We start from the raw sequence: 25,784 nt of genomic DNA on the forward strand, positions 1-25,784 counted from the left end.
ATGAATTTTTTTATTACTATTGGTGTAATTACGGTGGTTATTTGCTTAATTGCCTTTTATCCTCTACTTAAAACATCGATTCAAACAAACGGACAGAAACGTAATACATTAAACAAAGCATTTTATTTTGATCGTCTAAAAGAAGTTGAACGAGAAACTGAAGAGGGAGTAATAGATGATCCTGAACAAACTACGCTAGAGTTACAACAAAGCTTATTAGACGATATACCTGAACAGCCTGATCAAGTGATTTTAAGCCAAAAAAGCTTAGGTAAAATTTGGTTTTTTGCTTTGTTGTTATGTGTTGCTGGGATTAGTTCAGCAGTCTATTTTAACGTGGGATCGTGGTTTACTGGCACTATGTTGGAAAAAAGCCACGATAAGCTCAGTTATTTTTATGAACGTTTAAAAACAGAGGAAGAGCAACCATTTACTAGCGAAGAATTGAATCAATTTGCTATGGCATTACGAGTTGAATTGCAGAAAAATCCAAAAGATGATAAATCGTGGTTTATGCTCGGACAGATTGGTATGGCATTAGAAAATGGGCAACTTGCTTTAGATAGTTTTACTCAAGCAGTAAGATTAGCGCCACAGAACCTGCAATATAAAGAGAGCTATGCAAGATTATTGCTGTTTTCGGCTGATCCAACAGATAAGGCAAAAGGAGAGGAATTAGTCAAAGAAATTATTCGTATTGATCACACTAATACCGAAGCATTAAGTTTATTAGCATTTTCAGCATTCGAGCGAGAAGATTATCAAATGGCAGCAATGACTTGGGAAATGATGTTGAAATTACTTCCTGAAGATGATAATCGACGTGAAACAATTCGGCGTAGTATCCAATCTGCATTATTAATGTTAAAGAATGGCGGAAAGTCAGAGACCATATCTAAGTAATATATAGCCATAAAACAATTTTTTATGGCTCTTTGTTATCAAAATTTATTCTATTAGGGAAGCATTATGGAGTTAATATCAAATTACCTTCCGGACTTTTTACAACAACCATTATTTTGGGTTATCGTTGCCTTAATCTTTGCAATTTGGCAGTTTATGCTAAGTAAAATTAGAATGGATATTATTGCTTTGCTGATTATTGCATTTTTCAGCCTTAGTGGGATTTTGACAACACAAGAAGTCTTTGCGGGATTAAGTGATCCTAATGTTATTTTGATTGCTTTACTTTTTATTATTGGCGAAGGTTTAGTCAGAACAGGAATTGCTTATCAAGTTAGCGAATGGTTGATGAAAATGGCCGGAGAGAGTGAAATTCGGGTACTCATTTTATTAATGTTATCTATTGCGGGGTTAGGTTCTTTTATGAGTTCAACTGGTATCGTTGCTATTTTCATTCCTGTAGTACTTGCTATCTGTTCTAGTATGCGAATATCTCCTCGTCGTTTAATGATGCCATTGAGTATCGCAGGGCTTATTAGTGGCATGATGACTCTCATTGCAACACCTCCAAACTTGATTGCTCATTCAGAATTAGTAAAAGAAGGATTTGAAGGATTTAGTTTCTTTAGTTTTACCCCCGTTGGACTTAGTGTATTGATTCTTGGAATCGGTTATATGTTGATTGTTCGTCGGTGGTTGGATAATGGAGAAGAGATAGTCGAAGATCGTCAACAATCTGCTTCAATATCACAGCTAATCCAAACGTACCATTTAGATGGGCGAGCTAAAATGGCATTAATTAATGAATCATCTCCGTTAGTAGGTAAAACTATTCAAGAGTTAAATTTACGACGTGAATATGGGTTAAATATTATTGCAATTAAAAGAGTAAAACATTTTCGTAGTATTTCTATTAGCGCTTATGGAGATACAACATTACAAGCAAAAGATATATTATTCCTTGATGTTAATGTAGAAAAAGAAAAATTTATAGAATATTGTCAACAATTTGCCTTAAAGCCAATAGAAATTAAAGGTGAATATTTTTCTGATCACGTAAAATCTATTGGTATGGCAGAAATATCTTTACTCCCAGAGACAGAAAGTATTGGTAAAACCCTTGCTGAATTAGAGTTTAGATCACGTTATGGTACCTCTGTGATTGGCATTAAACGGGATGGCGAAATTATTCAAGATGATTTTATCAATACTCCTTTAAAATTTGGTGATATCTTACTCATCATTGGTATTTGGAAAGATATTATCTCGATGAATAAAGCAAATCGTGATTTCTTTTTACTCAATACGCCGGAAGAAAGTAAACAAGCCTCTCCCGCTCTCAGCCAAGCACCTCATGCAATTTTTTCTGTCTTGATAATGGTTGTATTAATGATTACAGGTATTGTGCCTAACGTTGTTGCAGCATTAATAGGTTGCTTAATGTTAGGTAAATTTCGTTGCATTGATATGAAAAGTGCCTATGAATGTATCCATTGGCCAAGTTTAATTTTAATTGTGGGAATGATGCCTTTTTCTATAGCGTTGCAAAAAACAGGGGGAATTGAACTATTGGTCTCCGCTTTATTAGATATTATGCAAGGCATGGATGTTCATATTGTACTAACTGTCTTATTCGTATTTACGGCGATAGTGGGAGCGTTTATTTCTAATACTGCAACTGCTATTTTGGTCATGCCTATTGCTATCGCTATTGCGAATCAGCTTAATTACTCTCCAATTCCATTTGTAATGATTGTTGCTGTTTCTGCATCAGCAGCATTTATGACTCCAGTATCATCGCCAGTTAATACAATGGTAATGACGCCAGGTGGTTATAAATTTATTGATTTTATGAAAATTGGTGTGCCGTTTACTTTGATTGTAATGCTGTTTTCCGTCTTTTTTATACCGGTACTATTTCCACTTTAATTAACGATTTTACGACCTATATTTGTATAATATTGCTGATGATTAAAAGAATAAAAGGATAAAATATGATTAATAAAGATACTCAACTTTGTATGTCCTTGTCGGGTAGACCCGGTAATTTTGGAACTCGTTTTCATAACTATTTATATGAAAAACTAGGATTAAATTTTGTTTATAAAGCCTTTTCTACTCAAGATATTGAACATGCAGTAAAAGGTGTGAGAGCCTTAGGTATTCGTGGTTGTGCCGTTTCTATGCCTTTTAAGGAAAGCTGTATCCCTTTTTTAGACGAACTATCTCTATCAGCAAAAGCAATAGAATCTGTTAATACGATTGTAAATACTGATGGTTATTTAAAAGCATACAATACAGACTATATCGCAATTGAAAAATTAATTGCAAAATATCAGCTGGATCCTACCGCTAGTGTGATTGTTTTTGGTAGTGGCGGTATGGCAAAAGCAGTGGTTGCCGCCTTTAAACACTCAGGATTTGAGAATCTTAAGGTGTATGCTCGCAATAAGCAGACAGGACAATATTTGGCAAATTTATATGGTTATATCTATATTGATACCTTAGAAAGTACACAAGCAGATATTTTGGTCAACGTTACACCTATTGGTATGGTTGGTGGAGCAGAGGCAAATTCGCTCTCTTTCCCAGAAACCTTGATTCAACAAGCTAATGTGATCTTTGATGTAGTAGCATTACCTGCTGAAACTCCACTAATTAACTATGCACAATCACAAGGAAAACAAACAGTGTCAGGCGCTGAAGTTATCGTACTACAAGCTGTTGAGCAATTTGAGCTTTATACTGGTGTTCGTCCAAGTGATGAATTAATTGCTGAGGCAGCAAATTTTGCTCGACAAAATAGTTAATTGGGCTATATAAACCACATAAAAAAGGGTGTTACGAATGAATAATACCCTTTTTGCATTTTTATAAATAGATCTCACCGCTTGTTTTAGGCTTTTTTCTGGATATATTTATGATAATGAAGTTGTAGCCATTGGAGGCCAACCACCGCAATTACATTATCAATTTTACCTTCTTCCACCCATTGATACGCTTGTTCACGACTGACAACGTGAACTAGAATATCCTCATTTTCTTCTTTTAAACCGTGAATACCGCCCACTTCAGTGCTATCTACTAAGCCAAGGAAAAGATGCAAACGCTCAACTGCACCACCTGGACTATCCCAAATACTAACTGCGTGTTCTAGATTACTTATCGTGATTCCCGCTTCTTCTTTACTCTCACGAATAGCCACTTCTTCTGGTGATTCATTGGTATCAATCATACCTGCAATCAATTCAACCAACCAAGGTGAACTTGAGCTGTTGGGATCATAAGCACCAATACGTACTTGCTCGACTAAGATGACGTTATCTTTAACAGGATCATAAGCAATCACTGCTGATGCGGCCCCTTTAATCATTAGCTCCCGAAGTACTTCACCACTCATGCCTCCTGAAAATAACTTGTGGCGGAAAAATACTTTTTTAAGTTCAAAATGCCCTTTATAAACGACTTCTTCACGGATAATCTCTAAATCTTTTTGGGAAAATTGATGAATTTTACTCATATTAACCTCTCTTTAGCTTTTACGTAAGCGTTCGCTATGCACAACATAGAGTGCGATAATCATCACCAAAATTGCTATAGCAAATAGTAGTGTATTTATGGCACTAGAATGATCCACAATAATAAGGCGAACCATTGCAGTGATACCGATGTACAAAAAATAACGCAATGGAAAATGATAGTTATACTTAAAATATTGCACAATGAGCGCAAGAAATTCAAAGTAAAGGAAGAAAATCACAATTTTCTCAACAATTTGAAATTTCTCATTAGGTATAAGTAGTATTTCAATTAATGAATAGGCTTCAGAAAATAATGCATAGGAAAGGAGTAAGCCAATACTTAATAAGGAAATATTTAATAACCACTGAAACCCTTCAGATATAATTTTTCCAAATTTGGAATGTTTATTTTCTAAGTTTAATTTTGACATAATTAATTTACTTGATAAATAATTGGAGAAAATGTTGTTGAATGAAATTGCCCATTTTGCCATTGGGTAACATTGGGTAATGATAGCATAGTTCCTTCTTGTTCAATGAAATAAGCTAAGTAAAAAGGTAATTGATGATAAAAAAATAATTGTCCTTGTGGACAATATTTAGAGATGATTTTTTGTTCGCTCAAAGAGTGTTTCACCTCAGATAATTTCACGATCCCTACCCCTTGTGATTTTAGAATCGCTTCCCTTAAACACCAACTCAAATAAAAACGATCGGTAAGATTCGTTAACTGAGGCAAAATGGTTGAAGTATTGATTTCATCAATCTCTTGCGCTGATGCATAATAATTCAATAACTCATTATAACGTCTGATTTTTTGTGGATGTTCAATATCTATTCCTACCACTTTTTGCTGAGTTGCATAGCGAAAAATTACAGCGACCCAATCACCAGAATGGCTAATATTAAAATCAATCTGGGGGTGTAAAATATAAGGACGATCACTTGATGTACGGTAAATCTGGTCTAATAGCTTTGTATCTAGCTGATATTTTTCAAATAATTGATATAAGATAAAATGCGCAACTCGACGGCTTTTCCATTTTTTTATCAGTTTTTCTGATGGATTAGACTGAATAGGTTTTGCATAATTTAAAAATTCATCAGGTACGATTTCATTATGATGAGCAAAAACAATATCCAAGCGGTCAGTTTTATTCATTATTTTACCTATTGATTTTGGTCTTACAGAAACAATCATTGAGGTGATCATCAACTAATCCCATCGATTGCATAAAGGCGTAACAAATTGTTTCACCCACAAATACAAAACCTCGTTTTTTTAATTCCTTAGACATTAACGATGAAATAGCCGTTTTAGTTGGAATACTGTTCGTATTAGGCACATCATTAATGATTGGTTGATGATCAACAAAAGACCAAATAAATTGGCTAAAATCTTCGCCATTTTGTTGCATGGTTAAATAAGCTTTCGCATTTTTAATTATGGCATTTAATTTTAAATGATGACGAATTAAGCCTTTATTTTTCATTAAATTATTAATATCTATTTCTGTCATCGCAACAATTTTTTCAGGCTTAAAATAATGAAAAGCTTGGCGATAGTTTTCTCGTTTTTGTAATACCGTGATCCAAGCTAACCCTGCCTGTTGCCCTTCCAAACACAGTTTTTCAAATAGTTTCTGACTATTGTATTCAGCTTTTCCCCATTCATTATCGTGATAATCAATATAGATTGGTTGAGAAGATACCCATTGGCAACGAGTCTGCATTTTACAAATTCCTTATACAAAATAACCGCTTGTGATTGCTACAAGCGGTTAGATTATTTTACCAAATTAACAGAATAAGTTAACGTTTTGGTAAATAGCGAGTTGGGTCGACAGATTTTCCAAGATAACGAATTTCAAAATGTAATTTGTTAGTATTAGTACCAGTGCTACCTAAAGTCGCAATAGTTTCACCTGCTTTTACATTATCTTGTTCATCAACTTTAATTTGGTCATTATGCGCATAAGCACTTAAGAAATTATCGTTATGTTTAATAATAATTAAGTTACCATAACCTTGTAATGCATTACCTGCATAAACGACTTTACCTGCAGCAGCTGCTTTAACCGCTTGACCTTTAGTTCCTGCAATATCTATCCCTTTATTACCACCTTCAATAGATGAGAATCCAGCAATAATACGCCCTTCAGTTGGCCATTTCCATTTAATTGAAGAAGGAGGAGTTGCAGTATTGGTATTCTTATTTATGGATGCAGTACTTGCTGAGACTGTCGCCGTTGTTGCTGTAATTCTTGGCGTTGTTGCTGTAATTCTTGGTGTTGGGTTTGGTGTGGAAGCTGCTGCCCCAGCCTTAATAGGGCCAGTTACTGTACCATCTGAACCATAAGCTGTACCATTAGGTGCTTGAGTATAAGTTACCTGTGGTTTGACTGGTTCAACAGGAGCGGGTTCAGGTTTAGGTGCTTGCTGTACCTTTTGTTGAACAGTCGGAGTTACTGAATTTGCAGTTTGTGTTGAAGTATTACCAAGTTTGAGTACTTGACCAATTCGTAATGGATAAGGTTCTTGAATATTATTAAGTGCAGCAACCTCTTTAACATCCTTACCTGCAATGTAAGCGACAAGAAAAATTGTATCACCTTTCCTTACTTTATAAGTATCACCGTTATAAAAACCTTTATCTATTTGGCTATAAATAGGTACATTTTTTTCATCACGTGGAATAGTAAAATCTTGTGATACAGTAGCAACAGGCTGAGATTTTGGTGCAGGCTTAGGTGCAGCTACGGGTTTAGGAGTACTAATTGGCGTTGGAACAGGTTGTGGAGCACTCACTGATTGAGTTATTGGTTGCGGTGGTGCTTGATACACTGGTTGTGGTATTGGTTGTGGTATTGGTTGTGGTTGCGCTTGATACACTGGTTGTGGTACTGGATAAGTTGGTGCTGTCATTGTACTTGGCATAGGTGTATTTTGTATATCAGTTTGCCAGCCATAACCAGCCTCTGGTACAGATTGTATTGCTCTAGAATTTAATGAGCCATGTGCATCTACAACAGGAGCGGGTGGATTGGAACTACAACCAGCTAAAATCATAGCGGTAAAAGGTGCGAATAAAAATTTTTGCATAATTTTTCCTTTAGTAAAAAATGAAAGTAACCTATGTTTACTTTCATTTTTCATTTATTTTTAATTACTGTAAACGAAGTACTTGACCTACTTTTAATTGGTAAGGCTGAGTTAGATTATTTAATGTCGCAATTTCATTAGGTGTTTTGCCAGCAAGATAGGAAATTAAAAATAGTGTATCACTTTTCCCTACAGTATAAGTATTTTCAGTATAACAGCCTTTTGTAATTTTAGTATAAACTGGTGCATTATTCGCATCTCTTACTACTTGACAGTTTCCAATAGATTCTGTTTGATTATAGCCATAATTTGTTTGTTGCTGTGTTGGTTGAGTATATCCATAATTGGACGATGCTGGTTGACTATACCCGTAACTAGGTTGTGAAACAGGTTGATTCATGTTGCTTGGCATATCTATAGGTTGTGCTTCTGTTTGCCATGCAGGTACGTTTGCATCAGCTACTTCTGCAGAAGAGGATTCTGAACTCGAATTTGTAGTACAGGCAACTAGTAACATTGAAACAATAGGGAGTAGTAAAAAAGATTTTTTCATATTCAAGATTCCTTTTATTTTAAGAATGTGTAAAGCATATAGGCAATTGTAGCAAGAACTACGCTTCCCCAACCAATGATTTCAATAGAACGGCGAATTTTTTCAGAGTATTTTTCTCCACCCCATGCGGATAATTTTGCCACAATAATGAAACGAGCAAAACGAGAAATTGCAGATGTAATGACAAAAGGAAAAAATGTCATTTGCATTACGCCTGCACAAATTGTGAATATTTTGTAAGGAATAGGAGAAAAACCTGCTAGGAAAATAACGGCAATCCCCCAAGTTTCAAACCATACAATCATACGATCAAAATTAGCTTGCATTCCCCAATCTGTAATAAAACTTCTAATCCAATCAAATGCAAAATACCCCAAAGTATAACCGATCATTCCACCAACTGCAGAAGCAATTGTTGTATAAATAGCATAACGAATTGCCATTTTTGGTTTACTCATCGACATTGGAATAAGTATTACATCAGGTGGAATAGGAAAAAATATTGCTTCAATAAAACTTACTAACATTAGCCAATATGTTGCAAATTTATGTTTGGATAATGTCATTGTTTTATCATAAATTGGACCAAAGAGTTGCATTTATAAAATACCTTTCAATGTTTCAATAGAGTGATGAGCTGTCATATCTGCATGAATTGGTGTGACAGAAACAAAATTATTGTCGATTGCGTAAAAGTCTGTACCTTCTTTGTTATCAATGGGCTTACCACCGGCACCAATCCAATAGATGTTTGCCCCTCTAGGGTCTTGCTCTCTGATAATTTCAGCAGCGGCCGAGCGTTGTCCTAGACGTGTACTTACCAATCCCTTCAATTCATTATAAGGTAGATTAGGTACATTGATATTTAATACTTGATTAGCTGCTACACAGCATTGAGTTAGTTTAGGCAATAAATCTAAAACCACTTTTGCAGCAGTGTCAAAATGACTTTTTCCTGAAAGGAAGTTTGAACCATGTTGTCCAGTTAAAGAAACGGCAACAGATGGCAATGGTAAATGACGACCCTCTAAAGCGGCAGCAACTGTGCCTGAATAAATTACATCATCACCTAAATTTGATCCATGATTGATACCTGATACAACCAAATCAAATTTAGTATCTAATAACCCATTTAATGCTAAATGTACGCAATCAGCTGGTGTACCCGCAATGATTGCATAATCGCCATTCTCAAATTTGTGGATTCGTAATGGATCCACTAAAGTAAGGCAACTTGATGCTGCACTTCTATTTCTATCTGGTGCGACGATAGTGACATTATGCCCTGCATCACGTAATGTTTTTGCTAAAACTTGAATACCTGTGGCATTAATGCCATCATCGTTACTTAATAAAATGTTCATTTTTTATCCTTAAAAATTATTGTTCTTCTATTTGAATTAATTCTCTGACTAGTGCCGTAGCATAGCTTCCCGAAGTTAAAAAGAAATGTAAACGTAATCCTTCTTGTTCAAATTGCCATGTGAAATTTTGAGGCTTACAAAGCATTGATCGACGTGTTGCATTAGTCCGTTCTTGAGCCATTAAATTCAATAATAATTGCTGTTCGTCAATGATTTGTTGTTCCAAATAAGATACTACTTGGGTTGGTGTATCTTCCCCAACTAACGGTGCGGTAAGTAAAATATCTCCAGAATCTAACCGCTTGTTAAGATCAGATAATTCCTCAATTTTGGCAACAAACCAACTGTTTGAGCCTGCTAATTGCATAATATCATGTTCAGCAACTTGGTTGAGCATTCCTGCAGAAATACGCTCTGAGACCACACGATTAAATATTTCACTCCGTGCAGCTGAGAGATAAAAACTCCGTTTTTTACGATCTTTTACTTTAATCTCACCGTTTGCCCATCGTTGAGCTTGGATTAGATTATTCCCATCTCGTCCAAAGCGTTGTTCGGTAAAATAATTAGGAAATCCAACCGCTTGTAATTCTGTTAAACGGGAAGTTAGCTCATCACTTTGTTTTACATCTCTTAGTAATAATTCAAACTGATTACCGAATAAACTGCCTATTCTGATTTTACGATTGTGACGAGTGATCTCAATAATTTCGACCCCATCTAATTGAAATTCATCAAAGTTAGGTGTTTCTTTACCCGGCATATGTAAACAAAACCATTGTTCAGTAATTGCGTGGCGATCTTTAAGCCCTGCGTAACTCATATTTTTTGCTGAAATACCAACAAAAGCAGCTAATTTCTCACCAACAAATAAGGTATTTGCATTGGTTTTGCGAATCTTAACTGCAACAAATTCGCCTTCTCCCGTTAAAGGATAACCTAATTCTTCTTTTACAATAAAATCAGCAAACTCTGCTTTTAATTTTCCTGTTTGTTCCGGCTTTCCTAATAAATATGCTAATTGATTCATTTTTTCTCTTTCAAAAGTATTTTTCAATACTCAACTATCTATCTAGTACATAGTTTATCAGTTATTTCTTGATCTTGATTTGAATTCTTGCTGAAAAATATCAAATTTGTTCTAAAATTTGGTATAGTTCGCCCTGATTATGATTCATATTTAGTTTATTTAGGAGAAATTAAAATGGCACGTCGTCCTTTAGTTATGGGAAACTGGAAATTAAACGGTAATAAAAAATTTACTAAAGAATTAATTGAAGGTTTAAAAAAAGAACTTGTAGATGTTAAAGGTTGTGGAGTTGCAATTGCACCACCTGTAATGTATTTAGCAGAAGCAGAAGCTGCATTAGCGGGTCAAGATGTGATTGCATTAGGTTCACAAAATGTAGATTTAAACGTAAGTGGCGCATTTACTGGTGATATTTCAACTGAAATGTTAAAAGACTTTGGTGCAAAATATATCATCATTGGTCACTCTGAGCGTCGTACTTATCATAAAGAAAGTGATGAATTTATTGCTAAAAAATTTGCTGCATTAAAAACAGCTGGTTTAGTGCCTGTATTATGTATTGGTGAAACTGAATCTGAAAATGAAGCAGGTCAAACAGAAGCGGTTGTTTCAAGACAGTTAGATGCTGTATTAAACACATTAGGTGCAGAAGCATTTAATGGTGCGGTAATTGCTTATGAGCCAATATGGGCAATTGGTACAGGTAAATCTGCAACTCCTGCACAAGCACAAGCTGTACATGCCTTTATTCGTGGGCACATTGCTAAAAAATCACAAGCGGTTGCTGATCAAGTGATTATTCAATACGGTGGCTCAGTAAATGATGCAAATGCAGCAGAATTATTTACTCAACCAGATATTGATGGTGCATTAGTAGGTGGAGCATCATTAAAAGCGCCTGCATTTGCGGCCATTGTAAAAGCTGCTGAAAAAGCAAAAGCATAATTATTTTATTTATAAGCGGTTAGAATTTTGCAAAATTTTGTAATAAACTGACCGCTTGTACAATGATATTGAGTGTAAACCATGCAATTAATATCTATAGTATAAAAAAAAAGTTGATTTGAGGCTTAAAATCAGTATGATATGCCTCCGTTACATAAGTTAAGGGTCGTTAGCTCAGTCGGTAGAGCAGCGGACTTTTAATCCGTTGGTCGAAGGTTCGAATCCTTCACGACCCACCATTAACTTTATGAAATTTTCTAAAGGGTCGTTAGCTCAGTCGGTAGAGCAGCGGACTTTTAATCCGTTGGTCGAAGGTTCGAATCCTTCACGACCCACCACTTTAGAAAGATTACTCCTTTGGGTCGTTAGCTCAGTCGGTAGAGCAGCGGACTTTTAATCCGTTGGTCGAAGGTTCGAATCCTTCACGACCCACCATCATTCCATTATATTTTACCTTTGGGTTGTTAGCTCAGTTGGTAGAGCAGCGGACTCTTAATCCGTTGGTCGAGAGTTCGAGCCTCTCACGACCCACCATCTTTCTTTTATAAAATCATTTTAATCACTACCCTAGTAACCAAAGTAATAAATTCACATTCAATACACCCAAAGACACACTTATTAAAATATTCTTAAACCAATGATAGCTTAAGATGACCGTTACTAACGCTAAAATTTGTGCAATAAATAACGTATAACCAGTTCCTTCTTTTGGTAATGCTAAACTGGTTAACACTAATAGAATCATAATAATAAGCGGTAAGATCCGATTTAATTTTTGTAAAATAGTGTGAGATACCATTGCTTTAGGTAAGACTAAAGGAATAAAACGACAAATTTGGGTGCCAAGTACAAGTGCGATCAACATATAAATGATATTAATAGTGTCCATTTTTTTGTCCTTTATTATCTATCAATGAATTAGGTAGAAGAATAACAATAACAATCGCTAAAATAATTGAGATAAGTAAGATGCTTGTATTGCTAATCGATTGAGCGAGTAAAAAGCAAATAAAAGCAATAAAAATTGCTTTCCACTGCTTTTGGCTCTTATATTGCTCATACGCCAAAATTGCAAACAAGCAAGGTAAAGCGAAATCAAGATTAGGGATATATTGGGAAACAGAGTCGCCAAGAATAACACCAATGATGGTTGCGAATACCCAATATGCCATGCCTAATAAATTCACTTTAAGAATTATTACTTTTTGATTTTCTTGGGGAACTGTTGTGAGTAGAGCGAAACTTTCATCCGTTAAATAGCTTAGACTTAAGGTTTTATGTATGGAGTTATCTGGTAAATTTTGACGCATATTTAGCGTATAAAAGATAAAGCGTAGGCTCATTAAGAACGTGCTGAGGAATACGGAAATTAAACTTGCACCAGAGAGAAAGAACGGGATGGCTGCGTATTGTGCTGTGCCAGAAAACACAGTAAAACTCATTGTAATAGTAAACCATGCGGGTAAACCTGCACTCGTTGCAAGTAACCCATAAGCAATCCCTGCCGCCAAATATCCTACTAATATGGGGAGTGTTAATTTAAAAATACTTTTCCATGTGTTTTGAACAATAAACGGCATTACATCTTCTCATAGATGAAAATTATAATACCGTTTAGACTATCAAACCTTATTTTAAATGCCAATATCCTGATTACCATTCAATGATAACTTTAAGCCCCTTGTTATTATTGCTATCAAAATGATGTGCGAGATACACTTTGTATTGATGCAATTCAGCAATACGTTTTACAATCGACAAGCCTAATCCACTCCCCTTTTCATTTTGTCCTGCTGGTCGATAAAAACGTTGGCCTAATTTATCTAAATCATCATCACTCACACCCCCACCATTATCTTCAACAATGAGATTGTGTTGGTTGAGGATAATGGTAATGGTGCTTCCCTCTCTGCCATATTTGATTGCATTATCAATTAAATTACGCAACATCAATGAGAGTAATAATGTTTGTCCTTGGCGGATCGCTGGTTTATTCACTAATTCAAAAGCAAGTTCAATATTGCGATGTTGTGCAGTAAAATAACGCTCTCCAATTAGCGAGGTAATTAATTGATCCCAATGAATATCTTCAATCCCTTCTAATGATTTCAAGTTATCTAAACGAGATAGAGTGAGTAATTGTTCAATCAATTGTGTGGCTCGATCAATCCCTTTGGTTAAATTACCCAGAGCTTGCTCTCTTAATACGGTATCTTCGCCTGCAATTTGTGCAACTTCTGTTTGGATCTTTAGTGCAGCCAAAGGACTTCTGAGTTCATGTGCTGCATCAGAGGTAAAACGTCTTTCTCTTAATAACATGGAAGAGGTACGTTCAAAAAATTGGTTTAGTCCATTGATTAGTGGATGAATTTCTATCGGTAAATTTTCCATCTCAATCGTTGAATGGTCATCGGGTGTACGGTATTTTACTTGCTGACTTACTTGATTCAACGTTCTTAATTCTCGGCTAATAAACCAAATAATTAGGCCTATTAATATAGGAAGACTTGCAAACCAAATCCACATTTGGCTGAAAACGATTTCTTCAGTAAGATCTTCACGATAATCAAGCTCTTGTCCTACTGCAACGATTAATCTTTTATCATCATTCATCGGCATCCAAAAGATACGCCAAGTATCATCATCATTTTTTATTTGAGATTCTGTAAAGCCCGTTTTATTTTGGAAAATAAAGTTATCACCGTTACGCCCATCACTTAAAATCATTTTTCCTTTAGAGGTAAAAATTGCAAAAGCGAGCGCATCATCATCAATATTTTCTTTATCTAGTAAGTGCTTACTTATTCCTTTAAAAACAGGGCTAGAATTATGATGTAACAACATACGTAAATTGGAAGTTGCTAACCGTTGTGCAAATATAATCTGTTGCGTATCAAATACATGGTTAATTTCTTTTCGAGCTTGAATCCAAGCAGTAGATGTTGAAATAATCCAAATAATGAGAGCGGTAAGTGAGATAACTGAAATTAAGCGAAAACGTAAACTTTTTTGGCTAATTATCTTCATTATTACTTCCAAGTGTGTATCCAACACCATGCACAGTTCGAATGAATTTCTTACCAAGTTTTTGGCGTAAATTATAGATATGAACCTCTAAAGCATTACTGCTTACTTCATCATCCCAGTTATATAACTTTTCTTCAATAACAGAACGGGCTAATACTTTTTCTTTGTTATGCATAAAAAGCTCAAGTAAATTATATTCGCGAGAAGTAAGAGGGATTTCTTGATCAGCTAAGAAAACTTTATGCTGATTTGAATCTAATTTAACCTTGCTATGTTCAAGAATAGGGTTGCTCTTCCCATGACTACGACGAATTAACGCTTGTAAACGGGCAACGACCTCAGCTAAGGCAAATGGTTTACATAAATAATCATCCGCACCATATTGTAAGCCGGTAATACGTTCATCTAATGAATCTCTTGCGGTTAAAATCAAAACAGGAACATCCTGATTGTTTTTTCGCCATTTTTGTAAAATATCTAATCCATCCATTTTAGGAAGCGTTAAATCTAAAACGACAGAATCATAAGGAGCAGAAGCAAGAGCATTTAACCCAGTTTTACCATCAGTAAACCAATCGACACTAAAGCCTGATTTAGATAACCCAATTTTTAAACCTTCACCAATTAGCGGATCATCTTCAATTAGTAATATTCTCATATTGGCTCCTTGTTTAATAAAAAAGTGGCAAATGTATTGCCACTCTAGGTAAATACTACGGTTTTATTGAATTTTTTCCATACGATGAATTTCTACTTCAGTCTTATTCCATGACTTTTCAACTTCACCATAAAATCTAACCTCATCATTTGGAGTAAGATCAATACCTCTCCAAGCTTCATCTTCAATTTCGACTCGCTTTTCACCACTTCTATCTCGAATGATAAAATCTTCTTTACCAATTCGTTTAACGATTTTACCTTGTAAGACAACTAATTGATCATCATTTAATTTATCAAGTTCTGAAATTTTTGTAATAACTTGTGATTGATTAGGATCAGAAAATCCTTCTGCAAATGAAGCTACACTGAATATAGATAAAGTTAATGCTGTTGCTAGTACGGTAAGTTTTTTCATAATTTTACTCTTTATTATAATTAAATAAAACAAAGCTGATTCTTTATTAATAAATATTAAATCAAATGAATCTTAATAAGATATTAAGAAATAATATTTTTATATCATACTTATTAAAAATAAATGTTTTAGTTCTACACTATATGATGTAAAGAGTATTTTGTTTAGGTTGGTGTTTTTCCTTTGTAATAAAAAAAACGAGTCTTGAAAAAACGTATAATTCAAACTAGTATTTGTACAAATTTTGATATAGGCTAACTCTTTTATAATTGAATTTGATGATCAGTTAAACGAGAGCATTTAAATGGGTGTTAATACAAAATATGGGATAGGTTCTTTTACTCTAAGGTTAATACTTTACTTTGGGCATTTCCTATTTATTTCTACTCATTAGTACTCGATTCAGTGAATCTATGTCAATATTTGTTCAGTTAAAACTTTATCAATATTTCTTTTTATTTATTCAATAAGGTATTACATAAAGTCAATAAATCAATGGAAAAATCTTCACATTGATTTTTTAATAAAAACACAATATATTGTGTCTCATTCATTGCACCTGATACAGCATTTTGTGTTAGGTGCAAATTTATTACTACCTACTAAATTTTTAATTATCAGGCGTTTATAAAGGAGAATATCATGAATAGTTCATTGATGGTAACTAAACGTGATGGGCGTTTAGAACCTATCAACCTCGATAAAATTCATCGTGTGATTACTTGGGCTGCGGAAGGACTTAAAAATGTATCCGTTTCTCAGGTTGAGTTAAGATCACACATCCAATTTTATGAAGGTATCAAAACATCTGATATTCATGAAACAATTATTAAGGCTGCAGCTGATTTAATTTCTTCTGAAACACCTGATTATCAATATCTTGCTGCTCGCTTAGCTATGTTTCATCTCCGTAAAAAAGCGTATTCCCGTTTTGAGCCGCCTCATTTATATGAACAAGTAAAAAAAATGGTTCGTATGGGTAAATACGATGCAGAAATACTTACTGATTATTCTCGTGAAGAACTAGATGAAATTGAAACATTCATTGATCACCAACGTGATATGAATTTCTCTTATGCAGCAGTTAAGCAATTAGAAGGGAAATATCTGGTTCAAAATCGTGTAACAGGTGATGTATACGAAAGCCCACAATTCCTGTATATCTTAGTTGCGGCCTGTTTATTTTCAAAATATCCAGCAGAAACTCGTTTAAGTTATATTCGTCGTTTTTATGATGCGGTATCAACATTCAAGATTTCATTGCCCACTCCAATCATGTCTGGAGTGAGAACACCAACGCGTCAATTTAGTTCTTGTGTACTGATTGAATGTGGCGATAGTTTAGATTCAATAAACGCTACTTCTTCAGCGATTGTAAAATATGTCTCACAACGCGCAGGAATTGGTATCAATGCTGGTGCAATTCGTGCATTAGGTAGTCCTATTCGTAATGGCGAAGCATTCCATACAGGTTGTATTCCATTCTATAAATTATTTCAATCTGCTGTTAAATCTTGTTCACAAGGTGGCGTTCGCGGTGGTGCAGCTACTATCTTCTATCCAATGTGGCACTTAGAAGTTGAAAATTTATTAGTATTGAGAAATAATCGAGGTGTTGAAGAAAACCGTGTACGTCACATGGATTATGGGGTCCAAATTAATAAAACATTGTATCAACGTTTAATTAAGGGGTTAGATATTACTTTATTTAGCCCTTCTGATGTGCCGGGACTATACGATGCATTTTTTGCAGATCAGGAAAAATTTGAAGCGCTTTATACTCAATATGAAAATGATCCAAATATTCGTCAACGTAAAGTTAAAGCAACAGAATTATTTTCTTTATTGATGCAAGAACGAGCCTCAACAGGGCGTATTTATGTACAAAATGTAGATCACTGTAATACACACTCTCCATTTGATCCTACGGTAGCACCAGTACGCCAATCTAACTTGTGTTTAGAAATTGCACTGCCGACAAGTCCACTTAAAGACTTGCACGATGAACAAGGCGAAATCGCTCTTTGTACACTTTCTGCATTTAATTTGGGTACATTAGAAAATCTAGATGAATTAGAAAATTTAGCCGATTTAGTTGTTCGTGCTCTTGATGCACTACTAGATTACCAAAACTACCCAATTGAAGCAGCTCATAGGGGTATATTAAAACGTCGTGCATTGGGTATTGGTGTAATTAACTATGCTTATTATTTAGCAAAAAATGGTGTACGTTATTCTGATGGTAGTGCAAATAATTTAACTCATGCAACTTTTGAAGCTATACAATATTATTTATTAAAAGCCTCAAATCAATTAGCTAAAGAATATGGGCCTTGTGAAGCATTTAATGAAACAACTTATTCAAAAGGCATTTTGCCTATTGATACTTATAAAAAAGAGTTAGATAATCTTGTTAAGGAGCCTTTTCATTATGATTGGGAAACTTTACGACAAGAGATTAAATTACATGGTTTAAGAAACTCTACGCTCACAGCATTAATGCCATCAGAAACCTCTTCACAAATCTCTAATGCTACAAATGGTATTGAGCCACCGAGAGGATTTGTAAGCGTTAAAGCATCTAAAGATGGTATTTTGAGACAAGTAGTCCCGGAATACGAAAGACTCGCAAATCAGTATGAATTATTGTGGGATATACCAAACAATGAAGGTTACTTACAATTAGTTGGTATTATGCAAAAATTTGTAGATCAATCTATTTCTGCTAATACTAACTATGATCCTCAACGTTTCCCTGATGGGAAAGTACCAATGAAACGTTTATTATCAGAATTACTGTTAGCTTATAAATATGGTGTTAAAACACTTTATTATCATAACACTCGAGATGGATCAGATGATACTCAGGATGATTTAAATTGCGAAAGTGGAGCTTGTAAAATTTAATGTAATGTAAATCTGATAATTATTTAGAATGTAGATTTTTATCAATAATTTAATACTTAACACGACAGAAGGATGATTATGACTTATACAACATTTTCTCAAAAAAATAATGATCAATTAAAAGAACCCATGTTTTTTGGGCAAAATGTTAATGTTGCCCGTTATGATCAACAAAAATATGAGATATTCGAAAAATTGATTGAAAAACAACTTTCTTTTTTCTGGCGACCGGAAGAAATTGATATTTCACAAGATAGAATTGATTATCAAAATTTACCTGAGCATGAAAAGCATATTTTTATTAGTAATTTAAAATATCAAACACTTTTAGATTCAATTCAAGGACGTAGTCCAAATATGTCGTTGTTACCTATTGTATCGCTACCAGAACTAGAAACATGGGTTGAAACGTGGACATTTTCAGAAACGATTCATTCTCGTTCTTATACACATATTATCCGTAATATTGTCAATGATCCTTCTGTCGTCTTTGATGATATCGTAACAAATGAAGAGATCATTAAACGTGCAAAAGATATTTCTGCTTACTATGATGATTTGATTCGAGATACACAACTTTATACACTTTATGGTGAAGGTACTTACACCATAGATGATAAAGAATGTGTAGTTACCTCTCGCAGTTTAAAGAAGCAACTTTATCTCTGTTTAATGAGTGTTAATGTTTTAGAAGCAATTAGATTCTATGTGAGTTTTGCTTGTTCTTTTGCTTTTGCAGAACGTAAGTTGATGGAAGGTAATGCTAAGATTATTAAACTAATCGCAAGAGATGAAGCACTTCATTTGACTGGAACTCAATATATTCTTAATCTCATGGCATATGGCAATGATGATCCCGAGATGAATGAAATTGCCAAAGAATGTAAACAAGAAGCCTACGATATTTTTGTTGCGGCAGCTGAACAAGAGAAAGCTTGGGCTGAATATTTATTTAAAGATGGCTCAATGATTGGTTTAAATAAAGATATATTGGCACAATATATTGAATATATTACCAACAATCGTATGCAAGCAATTGGATTACCTTTAGCTTTTGCAGCAAGATCAAACCCTATTCCATGGATTAATGCATGGTTAACATCTGACAATGTACAAGTAGCACCACAAGAAGTTGAAATTAGTTCTTACTTAGTCGGTCAGATAGATTCAAAAATAGATTTAGACGATTTTAATGATTTTACTTTATAAGTCATGACTAATTTTCTTAATAAAATAAAGAGGCTTATTATAACTAAGCCTCTTTATTATTGATAAATAATATAAATTTAGTAGGAAGCATCATGAGTAAAGATGTAATCTCATTAAATGAATATGCTCAAAAACTATTAACTGAGCATAAAGATGAACGTGTGTTTCAATTTAATTTTCAAGGAAAACTATTTTGGTTAAAACAACCTGAACATGTACATGGTGTATTTAGATTATTAAAACCACATCCTAAAGAATCATTCTTAAAAGAAATTGAACGACTTAAATTTTTTTCTAGCAAGAATGCACCTATCCCAAAATTAGTTTTATTTGATAATAATTTTTTAATATTAGAAGATGGTGGAGAAACAGTAAGTCACTTACTTTCTGAAAATACTGATAATTTAGCATTTAAAAAAGAGCTGTTATTGAACAGCGTAAAAGCCTTAAATAATTTACATAAATCTGATTTAATTCATGGTAGACCAGCCATTCGAGATATGACTTGGGATAACCACCGCATACTCTTTATTGATTTTGAAGTTAGCTCAATGAATAAAGATCTTCAATGGCAAAAAATTAGAGATATGGCAATCTTCTTTCATGGATTATGTCGTAAAGATTTTATTTCTGATGAGGAAGTCAAATATGCAATTGAACAGTACGAAAAGATATGTGATCCACAATTATGGCAAGCCTTTGTTCAATTTATAACAAAATATAAATTTATTTATTATTTGCTTACTCCAATTAAATCAATTATGGGGACAGATCTGATGGCAGTGTATCGCTTACTCCATATTATCTTAAAGAAAAGATAAGATATATATATAAAATCATTTAATCTTAAGGTACATAGGGAACTGATAACTCAACAACCCTTCCTCTGTATGGTAAACTCTTTCTTAGTTTTGAAGATTAAGAGAGTGTTATTATGATCAATATTGCAAAACAGGCTAAACAAGCGAGTATTGAGCTTGCTCAGCTTGGTAATCAACAAAAAAATCAGGCACTTTTTGCGATAGCGGAAGCATTAGAACATCGTACTGATGATATATTAACTGCTAATCAGCAAGATGTGGAAAAAGCAAAACAACAAGGTATTTCAGAAGCGATAATTGACCGCTTGTTACTCACCCCAGAACGTATTATTGGTATTGCTAATGATGTGCGGAATGTGGCGAGTTTAGCTGATCCTGTTGGGCAGGTTATTGATGGTGGTGTACTAGACAGCGGTTTACGTATTCAACGACAACGTGTACCTCTCGGTGTGATTTTAACTATTTATGAAGCTCGACCAAATGTGACTATTGATGTTGCCTCACTTTGTTTAAAAACAGGTAATGCGGTTATTTTGCGGGGCGGAAAAGAAACGACTCTTACCAATGCCATTTTAGTTGAAGTAGTGCAAACTGCCTTAGAGCAATCTGGCTTACCTAAATTAGCGGTGCAAGCCGTTACCAATCCTGATCGTAGTTTATTGCTAGAATTATTAAAACTCGATCGTTATATTGATATGTTGATTCCACGTGGCGGAGCAGGTTTACATCAATTCTGTAAAGAAAACTCGACGATTCCAGTGATTATTGGTGGAATTGGAGTGTGTCATTTATATGTGGAAGCCAGCGCCGATTTAGACAAAGCCTTAGGGGTAATTGGTAATGCGAAAACACAACGTCCAAGTACGTGCAATACTCTTGAAACCTTATTAGTTGATAAAGCTATTGCCGATCAATTCTTACCAAAATTAGCAGAATATTTATCAGGTAAAAAAGTAACACTGCATAGCGATGCTTTTTCTGAAAATTTGCAAAATCAATGGCAGATTCAACCGCTTGACCAAGAGCATTTAAGCCAAGAATGGTTATCTTTAGATTTAACTGTGGTAGTAGTTGATGATATTAATCACGCTATTGAACATATCCGTACTTTTGGTAGCCAACATTCTGAATCCATCCTAACTAGTAATTACGCTTTAGCTCAAAAATTTGTACAACAAGTGGATGCTGCTGCGGTATATATCAATGCGAGTACACGTTTTACTGATGGAGCACAATTTGGCTTAGGTGCAGAAGTGGCAGTAAGCACACAAAAGCTACATGCTAGAGGCCCAATGGGACTAGAGGCATTAACTACATACAAATGGGTATGTGAAGGCGATTATCTTTCAAGGGTATAAGTAATATGTGGGAGAAAACACTTTTTTTTATTCGATTATTTTTCTATCGTTTCAAACAAAATAAAATTAGCGTCTATTCAGGACATTTAACCTATAGCACAATGTTAGCGATGGTACCATTAATTATGGTAGCGTTTTCTATCTTTACGCTGTTACCGATATTTGATGAAGCAACCATTCAATTAAAACAATTTGCTTACGATAATTTTGCCCCAAATGCGAGCAGTATGGTACAAGAATATTTAGATCTCTTTGTTGAAAACTCAAAGAAGATGGGGATTATTAGTATATTAGGTTTAGTTTTTATTGCAATCTTACTTATCTCAAGTATTGATGAGGCATTAAACGAAATCTGGCATAATACCGAAAAACGTTCAGTTATCCTATCTTTTATTATTTACCTCTGCGTTTTAATTTTTGGACCCATGTTAGCAGGGGCAAGTATGGCTGTGAGTTCGTATATTTTCTCGATAGAACTGTTTGGTAAAGAGGGAATTTTTTCCTTTAGCACCTACCTATTAAAATTTATGCCATTCTTTCTCATTTGGTTAATGTTTACTCTAGCTTATGTTATTGTACCTAATACCAAAGTTAGCATTAAACATGCAAGTGTTGGAGCATTAATTGCAGCATTATTCTTTACCTTAGGTAAACAAGTTTTTGTTTGGTATATCACCACATTCCCATCATATCAGGCAATTTACGGTGTATTAGCCACTATTCCAATTATGATTGTATGGATTCATTTAAGCTGGCAGGTCGTCTTATTAGGTGGGCAAGTTGCTTCGGTGCTGAAAGATATTGAGATGATCAATCAAGGGATATTTAAGAATCCGTTGCAAAAGGATTTAGTATGATTGCATTAATTCAGCGAGTAAAATGGGCTAAAGTCGAAGTTGAAAAGCAAATTATTGGTGAAATTCCAACAGGTTTACTAGTATTACTTGGTGTTGAACAGGGCGATGATGAAAGCAAAGCCGATCGCCTACTTGAGAAAGTGCTAAATTATCGTGTGTTCAGCGATGAAAATGGCAAAATGAATTTGAATGTGCAACAGGTAAATGGGCACTTACTTGTTGTTTCCCAGTTCACTTTGGCGGCGGATACACAAAAAGGACTTAGACCAAGCTTTTCCAAAGGGGCTTCACCACAAGAAGCTGAACGTTTATATACTTATTTTCATCAGCAAGCGAGTCATAGAATCTCAACACAAACAGGACAATTTGCGGCAGATATGCAAGTGAGTTTACAGAATGATGGGCCTGTTACTTTCTGGTTACAAGTGTAATCAATCATAGGGATGTAAGCGGTTACTTATGAACAAAAATATGCAAATTATTTTTCAATCCCAATTGGATCACTACCAAGCAAACCAACGTGAATTTTTGATTGGTTTAAGTGGTGGAATTGATTCGGTGGCATTACTGCATCTTTTTGTTCAAGTTCGTAAAATGTGTAATTTAACACTTCGAGCTATTCATATCCACCACGGACTTAGCCCTAATGCTGATAGTTGGGTGGAATTTTGTCAGAATCTTTGCCAAGAATGGAATGTGCCTTTAACAGTCTGTCGAGTAAAGGTTTCTGGCAAAGATGGGATTGAGGCAGAAGCGCGTAAGGCTCGCTATCAAGCCATTCAGCAAAATATTTTACCTAATGAAGTGTTAGCGACTGCTCACCATCTGGATGATCAGGCAGAAACCTTTTTCCTGGCACTAAAAAGAGGTAGCGGTATCAAAGGGTTAAGCGGTATGCAAGCGGTCAGTTCAGCTCACGGATTTACACTTTTCCGTCCGTTGCTTGCTTGCTCAAAAGCAGAGATTACTCAATATGCAATGGGTCAAAATTTGTCATGGATTGAAGACGAAAGTAATACCAATACGGAGTATGATCGCAATTTTCTCCGCCAAGAAATCTTGCCATTATTAAATCAACGTTGGCAACAATTTAACCAAATGGTTGCAAGAGCAAGCCAACATTGTGCAGAACAACAAAGCTTGATTGAAGAATTGTTAGAGGAAGAGCTTACTCACCGCATTGATATGAAACGGCAAAAAATGTCGATAGCGGATTTTCAGCAATTTTCCGTTCAAAAACAGCAACAACTACTTCGTTTATGGCTAGAAAAATCAGGCATTGAAATGCCAAGCACTGCTCAACTTTCACAAATTATCCATCAATTAATTTCAGCCAATCATGATAAAAATCCACAAGTTGTATTAGGTAAGTATATTTTACGCCGTTATCAACAAGCTATTTTTATCACGCAATCTTTACCAGCGATTCCTGATTTTTGTTTGTCTATCAGACCAATGCAGAAGATTCAACTGCCTGCCGATTTAGGTGAAGTAGAACGTACTGAAAGCGACATTTTTTACAAAATAGATGCGGAATCTTACCGCTTTACTTTACCTCTAGCATTACATAACCAATCCTTGATTATTACCTTATCTGCTCCAGGCAAAGTGAATGTATATGGCAAAGCCCATCGAGAAGAGATGAAAAAAATCTGGCAACAATATCAAGTTCCAGTTTGGTTACGCACCCGCACACCGCTTGTCTTTTTTGATGAACAGTTAGTATTTCTTTTAACTTAAGATACAAAAAATTCTAGGTAGTTTTTATGTGTTTAAGGTAGATGTAGTACAATATGTGAGTTTATATTTAACTATCTTCTAAGTAATGAAAATATCTTACAAAAACCAATTAGGATCTGACCGCTTGTTAGATCTCGATACCCCACAAATTATGGGGATCTTAAATTTCACACCCGATTCTTTTTCAGATTCAGGCAAATTTTTCTCTCTCGACAAAGCCCTTTTTCAAGCAGAAAAAATGCTTAATGAAGGAGCGAGCATTATTGATATTGGTGGCGAATCGACTCGTCCTAATGCTCCTCTTGTTACCACAGAAGAAGAATTACAGCGTGTAATTCCTGTGGTCGAAGCGGTTAGAAAACGTTTTGATTGCTTAATTTCAGTGGATACCTCTAAAGCGGAAGTGATGAATGAGGCCGCTAAAGTAGGAATGGATATTATTAACGATATTCGTGCCTTACAAGAACCGAATGCGTTAGACACCGCCGCTAAACTCGCTCTGCCCGTATGCTTAATGCATATGCAAGGGCAACCTCAAACTATGCAACATAATCCAGAATATGATGATGTAGTGGAAGAAGTGGCGGAATTTTTGAATCAACGTATTTTCGCTTGTTTAACCGCAGGGATTCCGAAAGAGTACATTATTTTAGATATGGGCTTCGGGTTTGGTAAAACCTTGCAACACAATTACCAGTTACTCAAACATCTCTCCGTTTTTGTTGAATCGGGCTATCCTGTACTGGCAGGGCTTTCGCGTAAATCAATGATTGGTAATGTGTTGAATAAACCAGTCGATCAGCGAGTTATTGGTAGCGTAACAGGTGCATTATTAGCGGTACAAAATGGGGCTAAAATTGTGCGTGTACACGATGTTGCAGAAACTGCCGATGCGTTAAAAATCTGGCAAGCAATGCAAGATTGTGAATAACAAGCGGTTGGATTTTTAATCTATTTTGCAAAAATAAAAACGAAAAATAAGGAAAATAAAATGGTAACCGTTTACGGTATAAAAAATTGTGATACAGTGAAAAAAGCGATGAAATGGTTAGCAGATAATGGTCAAGAACCGCAATTACACGATTATCGTGTGGATGGCTTAGACTCTGCTTGGCTCAATGAAATGGCAGAAAAATTTGGTTGGGAAAAACTCGTTAATAAACGCAGTACAACTTGGCGTAATTTAGATGAAGAAATCAAACAGAATCTAACCAAAGAGATCGCAATGAAAGTGCTTAATGAACAACCTACGCTGATCAAACGCCCGATTGTGATTAAAGATCAAATTGCCCTATTAGGTTTTAACGAAAAAGAGTACCAAAACTCATTCAAATAATATGAAAAATAACATTATTGCCCTTGCTCAAGCATT

27 protein-coding genes and 4 tRNA genes are annotated in these 25,784 nt (G+C 34.9%); 17 read left to right on the forward strand and 14 right to left on the reverse strand.

Translation table 11 applies throughout. The features are described from left to right. The 3 genes from ccmI to Q1J40_RS05980 all read left to right on the forward strand — a co-directional run bounded on the left by ccmI (position 1) and on the right by Q1J40_RS05980 (position 3,713). Positions 1 to 903: a c-type cytochrome biogenesis protein CcmI gene (ccmI, locus tag Q1J40_RS05970; RefSeq protein ID WP_301099137.1), complete on the forward strand. Its 903-nt coding sequence runs from the start codon at positions 1 to 3 to the stop codon at positions 901 to 903. 66 nt (positions 904 to 969) lie between these two features. Next, positions 970 to 2,832, forward strand: coding sequence for an SLC13 family permease (locus Q1J40_RS05975; protein ID WP_301099138.1), 1,863 nt, complete (start codon positions 970 to 972; stop codon positions 2,830 to 2,832). Positions 2,833 to 2,897: 65 nt separating this feature from the next. After that, complete coding sequence (locus Q1J40_RS05980; RefSeq protein WP_301099139.1) at positions 2,898 to 3,713, forward strand: shikimate 5-dehydrogenase; 816 nt, start codon at positions 2,898 to 2,900, stop codon at positions 3,711 to 3,713. Positions 3,714 to 3,799: 86 nt separating this feature from the next. Here the strand turns inward: Q1J40_RS05980 and nudF are convergent, their stop codons facing one another. The 9 genes from nudF to truD all read right to left on the reverse strand — a co-directional run bounded on the left by nudF (position 3,800) and on the right by truD (position 10,473). Then, positions 3,800 to 4,423: an ADP-ribose diphosphatase gene (gene nudF, locus Q1J40_RS05985; protein ID WP_301099140.1), complete on the reverse strand. Its 624-nt coding sequence runs from the start codon at positions 4,421 to 4,423 to the stop codon at positions 3,800 to 3,802. Positions 4,424 to 4,435: 12 nt separating this feature from the next. Continuing rightward, entirely contained in the window at positions 4,436 to 4,855 is a 420-nt protein-coding gene (gene psiE, locus Q1J40_RS05990; RefSeq protein WP_301099141.1) for a phosphate-starvation-inducible protein PsiE, read from the reverse strand. Positions 4,856 to 4,857: 2 nt separating this feature from the next. Further along, the gene (locus Q1J40_RS05995; protein ID WP_502306659.1) at positions 4,858 to 5,589 is read right to left on the reverse strand and encodes a 4'-phosphopantetheinyl transferase family protein; all 732 of its coding nucleotides are present in this window, start codon (positions 5,587 to 5,589) and stop codon (positions 4,858 to 4,860) included. Position 5,590: 1 nt separating this feature from the next. Next, entirely contained in the window at positions 5,591 to 6,157 is a 567-nt protein-coding gene (locus Q1J40_RS06000) for a DNA-3-methyladenine glycosylase I (protein ID WP_301099143.1), read from the reverse strand. Between the two features lie 79 nt (positions 6,158 to 6,236). Next, positions 6,237 to 7,529 (reverse strand): murein hydrolase activator NlpD, encoded by a 1,293-nt coding sequence (nlpD, locus tag Q1J40_RS06005; RefSeq protein ID WP_502306660.1) that lies wholly within the window; start codon positions 7,527 to 7,529, stop codon positions 6,237 to 6,239. 61 nt (positions 7,530 to 7,590) lie between these two features. Continuing rightward, on the reverse strand, positions 7,591 to 8,079 hold the full coding sequence (locus Q1J40_RS06010; RefSeq protein WP_301099145.1) for a LysM peptidoglycan-binding domain-containing protein: 489 nt from the start codon (positions 8,077 to 8,079) through the stop codon (positions 7,591 to 7,593). Between the two features lie 14 nt (positions 8,080 to 8,093). Next, positions 8,094 to 8,678: a YqaA family protein gene (locus Q1J40_RS06015; protein ID WP_301099146.1), complete on the reverse strand. Its 585-nt coding sequence runs from the start codon at positions 8,676 to 8,678 to the stop codon at positions 8,094 to 8,096. Next, entirely contained in the window at positions 8,679 to 9,443 is a 765-nt protein-coding gene (gene surE / locus Q1J40_RS06020; protein WP_301099147.1) for a 5'/3'-nucleotidase SurE, read from the reverse strand. It abuts the gene before it with no gap. A 16-nt stretch (positions 9,444 to 9,459) separates the two neighbouring features. Then, the gene (gene truD, locus Q1J40_RS06025; RefSeq protein ID WP_301099148.1) at positions 9,460 to 10,473 is read right to left on the reverse strand and encodes a tRNA pseudouridine(13) synthase TruD; all 1,014 of its coding nucleotides are present in this window, start codon (positions 10,471 to 10,473) and stop codon (positions 9,460 to 9,462) included. 174 nt (positions 10,474 to 10,647) lie between these two features. Between truD and tpiA the strand changes: the two genes are divergently transcribed. From tpiA to Q1J40_RS06050, 5 genes are all read left to right on the forward strand, one after another. Then, positions 10,648 to 11,418, forward strand: coding sequence for a triose-phosphate isomerase (gene tpiA / locus Q1J40_RS06030; protein ID WP_301099149.1), 771 nt, complete (start codon positions 10,648 to 10,650; stop codon positions 11,416 to 11,418). 163 nt (positions 11,419 to 11,581) lie between these two features. Then, positions 11,582 to 11,657: transfer RNA gene (locus Q1J40_RS06035), tRNA-Lys, on the forward strand. Positions 11,658 to 11,680: 23 nt separating this feature from the next. Then, a tRNA-Lys gene (locus Q1J40_RS06040) sits at positions 11,681 to 11,756 on the forward strand. Positions 11,757 to 11,777: 21 nt separating this feature from the next. Beyond that, positions 11,778 to 11,853 (forward strand) — tRNA-Lys (locus Q1J40_RS06045). Positions 11,854 to 11,876: 23 nt separating this feature from the next. Further along, positions 11,877 to 11,952 (forward strand) — tRNA-Lys (locus Q1J40_RS06050). A 28-nt stretch (positions 11,953 to 11,980) separates the two neighbouring features. Here Q1J40_RS06050 and Q1J40_RS06055 read toward each other — a convergent pair. From Q1J40_RS06055 to Q1J40_RS06075, 5 genes are all read right to left on the reverse strand, one after another. Further along, positions 11,981 to 12,307, reverse strand: a complete 327-nt coding sequence (locus Q1J40_RS06055) for an AzlD domain-containing protein (protein WP_301099150.1) — start codon at positions 12,305 to 12,307, stop codon at positions 11,981 to 11,983. Next, positions 12,294 to 12,998 (reverse strand): AzlC family ABC transporter permease, encoded by a 705-nt coding sequence (locus Q1J40_RS06060; RefSeq protein ID WP_301099151.1) that lies wholly within the window; start codon positions 12,996 to 12,998, stop codon positions 12,294 to 12,296. Before Q1J40_RS06060 ends, Q1J40_RS06055 begins: the two co-directional genes overlap by 14 nt. A 73-nt stretch (positions 12,999 to 13,071) precedes the next feature. Further along, positions 13,072 to 14,445, reverse strand: a complete 1,374-nt coding sequence (qseC, locus tag Q1J40_RS06065; RefSeq protein ID WP_301099152.1) for a quorum sensing histidine kinase QseC — start codon at positions 14,443 to 14,445, stop codon at positions 13,072 to 13,074. Further along, positions 14,432 to 15,103, reverse strand: a complete 672-nt coding sequence (locus Q1J40_RS06070) for a response regulator (RefSeq protein WP_301099153.1) — start codon at positions 15,101 to 15,103, stop codon at positions 14,432 to 14,434. Before Q1J40_RS06070 ends, qseC begins: the two co-directional genes overlap by 14 nt. 63 nt (positions 15,104 to 15,166) lie before the next feature. Continuing rightward, positions 15,167 to 15,520: a YgiW/YdeI family stress tolerance OB fold protein gene (locus Q1J40_RS06075; RefSeq protein WP_301099154.1), complete on the reverse strand. Its 354-nt coding sequence runs from the start codon at positions 15,518 to 15,520 to the stop codon at positions 15,167 to 15,169. A 642-nt stretch (positions 15,521 to 16,162) separates the two neighbouring features. On the opposite strand from Q1J40_RS06075, the gene nrdA reads away from it, so the two are divergent. The 9 genes from nrdA to Q1J40_RS06120 all read left to right on the forward strand — a co-directional run bounded on the left by nrdA (position 16,163) and on the right by Q1J40_RS06120 (position 25,748). Continuing rightward, positions 16,163 to 18,427, forward strand: a complete 2,265-nt coding sequence (gene nrdA / locus Q1J40_RS06080; RefSeq protein ID WP_301099155.1) for a class 1a ribonucleoside-diphosphate reductase subunit alpha — start codon at positions 16,163 to 16,165, stop codon at positions 18,425 to 18,427. 78 nt (positions 18,428 to 18,505) lie between these two features. After that, positions 18,506 to 19,636 carry a class Ia ribonucleoside-diphosphate reductase subunit beta gene (nrdB, locus tag Q1J40_RS06085; RefSeq protein WP_301099156.1) on the forward strand — a complete coding sequence of 377 codons (1,131 nt, stop codon included), beginning with the start codon at positions 18,506 to 18,508 and terminating at the stop codon, positions 19,634 to 19,636. Between the two features lie 92 nt (positions 19,637 to 19,728). Next, positions 19,729 to 20,457 (forward strand): BUD32 family EKC/KEOPS complex subunit, encoded by a 729-nt coding sequence (locus Q1J40_RS06090; protein WP_301099157.1) that lies wholly within the window; start codon positions 19,729 to 19,731, stop codon positions 20,455 to 20,457. Between the two features lie 113 nt (positions 20,458 to 20,570). Beyond that, positions 20,571 to 21,815: a glutamate-5-semialdehyde dehydrogenase gene (proA, locus tag Q1J40_RS06095; protein WP_301099158.1), complete on the forward strand. Its 1,245-nt coding sequence runs from the start codon at positions 20,571 to 20,573 to the stop codon at positions 21,813 to 21,815. 5 nt (positions 21,816 to 21,820) lie between these two features. After that, a complete protein-coding gene (locus tag Q1J40_RS06100) occupies positions 21,821 to 22,672 on the forward strand; it encodes a virulence factor BrkB family protein (RefSeq protein ID WP_301099159.1) in 852 nt (283 codons plus the stop codon). Beyond that, positions 22,669 to 23,103 (forward strand): D-aminoacyl-tRNA deacylase, encoded by a 435-nt coding sequence (gene dtd, locus Q1J40_RS06105; RefSeq protein ID WP_301099160.1) that lies wholly within the window; start codon positions 22,669 to 22,671, stop codon positions 23,101 to 23,103. The genes Q1J40_RS06100 and dtd overlap by 4 nt, the downstream gene beginning before the upstream one ends. A 28-nt stretch (positions 23,104 to 23,131) precedes the next feature. Further along, positions 23,132 to 24,412, forward strand: coding sequence for a tRNA lysidine(34) synthetase TilS (tilS, locus tag Q1J40_RS06110; RefSeq protein WP_301099161.1), 1,281 nt, complete (start codon positions 23,132 to 23,134; stop codon positions 24,410 to 24,412). Positions 24,413 to 24,497: 85 nt separating this feature from the next. Next, entirely contained in the window at positions 24,498 to 25,343 is an 846-nt protein-coding gene (gene folP, locus Q1J40_RS06115) for a dihydropteroate synthase (RefSeq protein ID WP_301099162.1), read from the forward strand. Between the two features lie 60 nt (positions 25,344 to 25,403). Beyond that, positions 25,404 to 25,748 carry an ArsC family reductase gene (locus Q1J40_RS06120; protein WP_301099163.1) on the forward strand — a complete coding sequence of 115 codons (345 nt, stop codon included), beginning with the start codon at positions 25,404 to 25,406 and terminating at the stop codon, positions 25,746 to 25,748. The last annotated feature ends 36 nt before the right edge of the window (positions 25,749 to 25,784 follow it).

This window comes from Otariodibacter sp., assembly GCF_029256985.1.
Taxonomy (GTDB): Bacteria; Pseudomonadota; Gammaproteobacteria; order Enterobacterales; family Pasteurellaceae; genus Otariodibacter.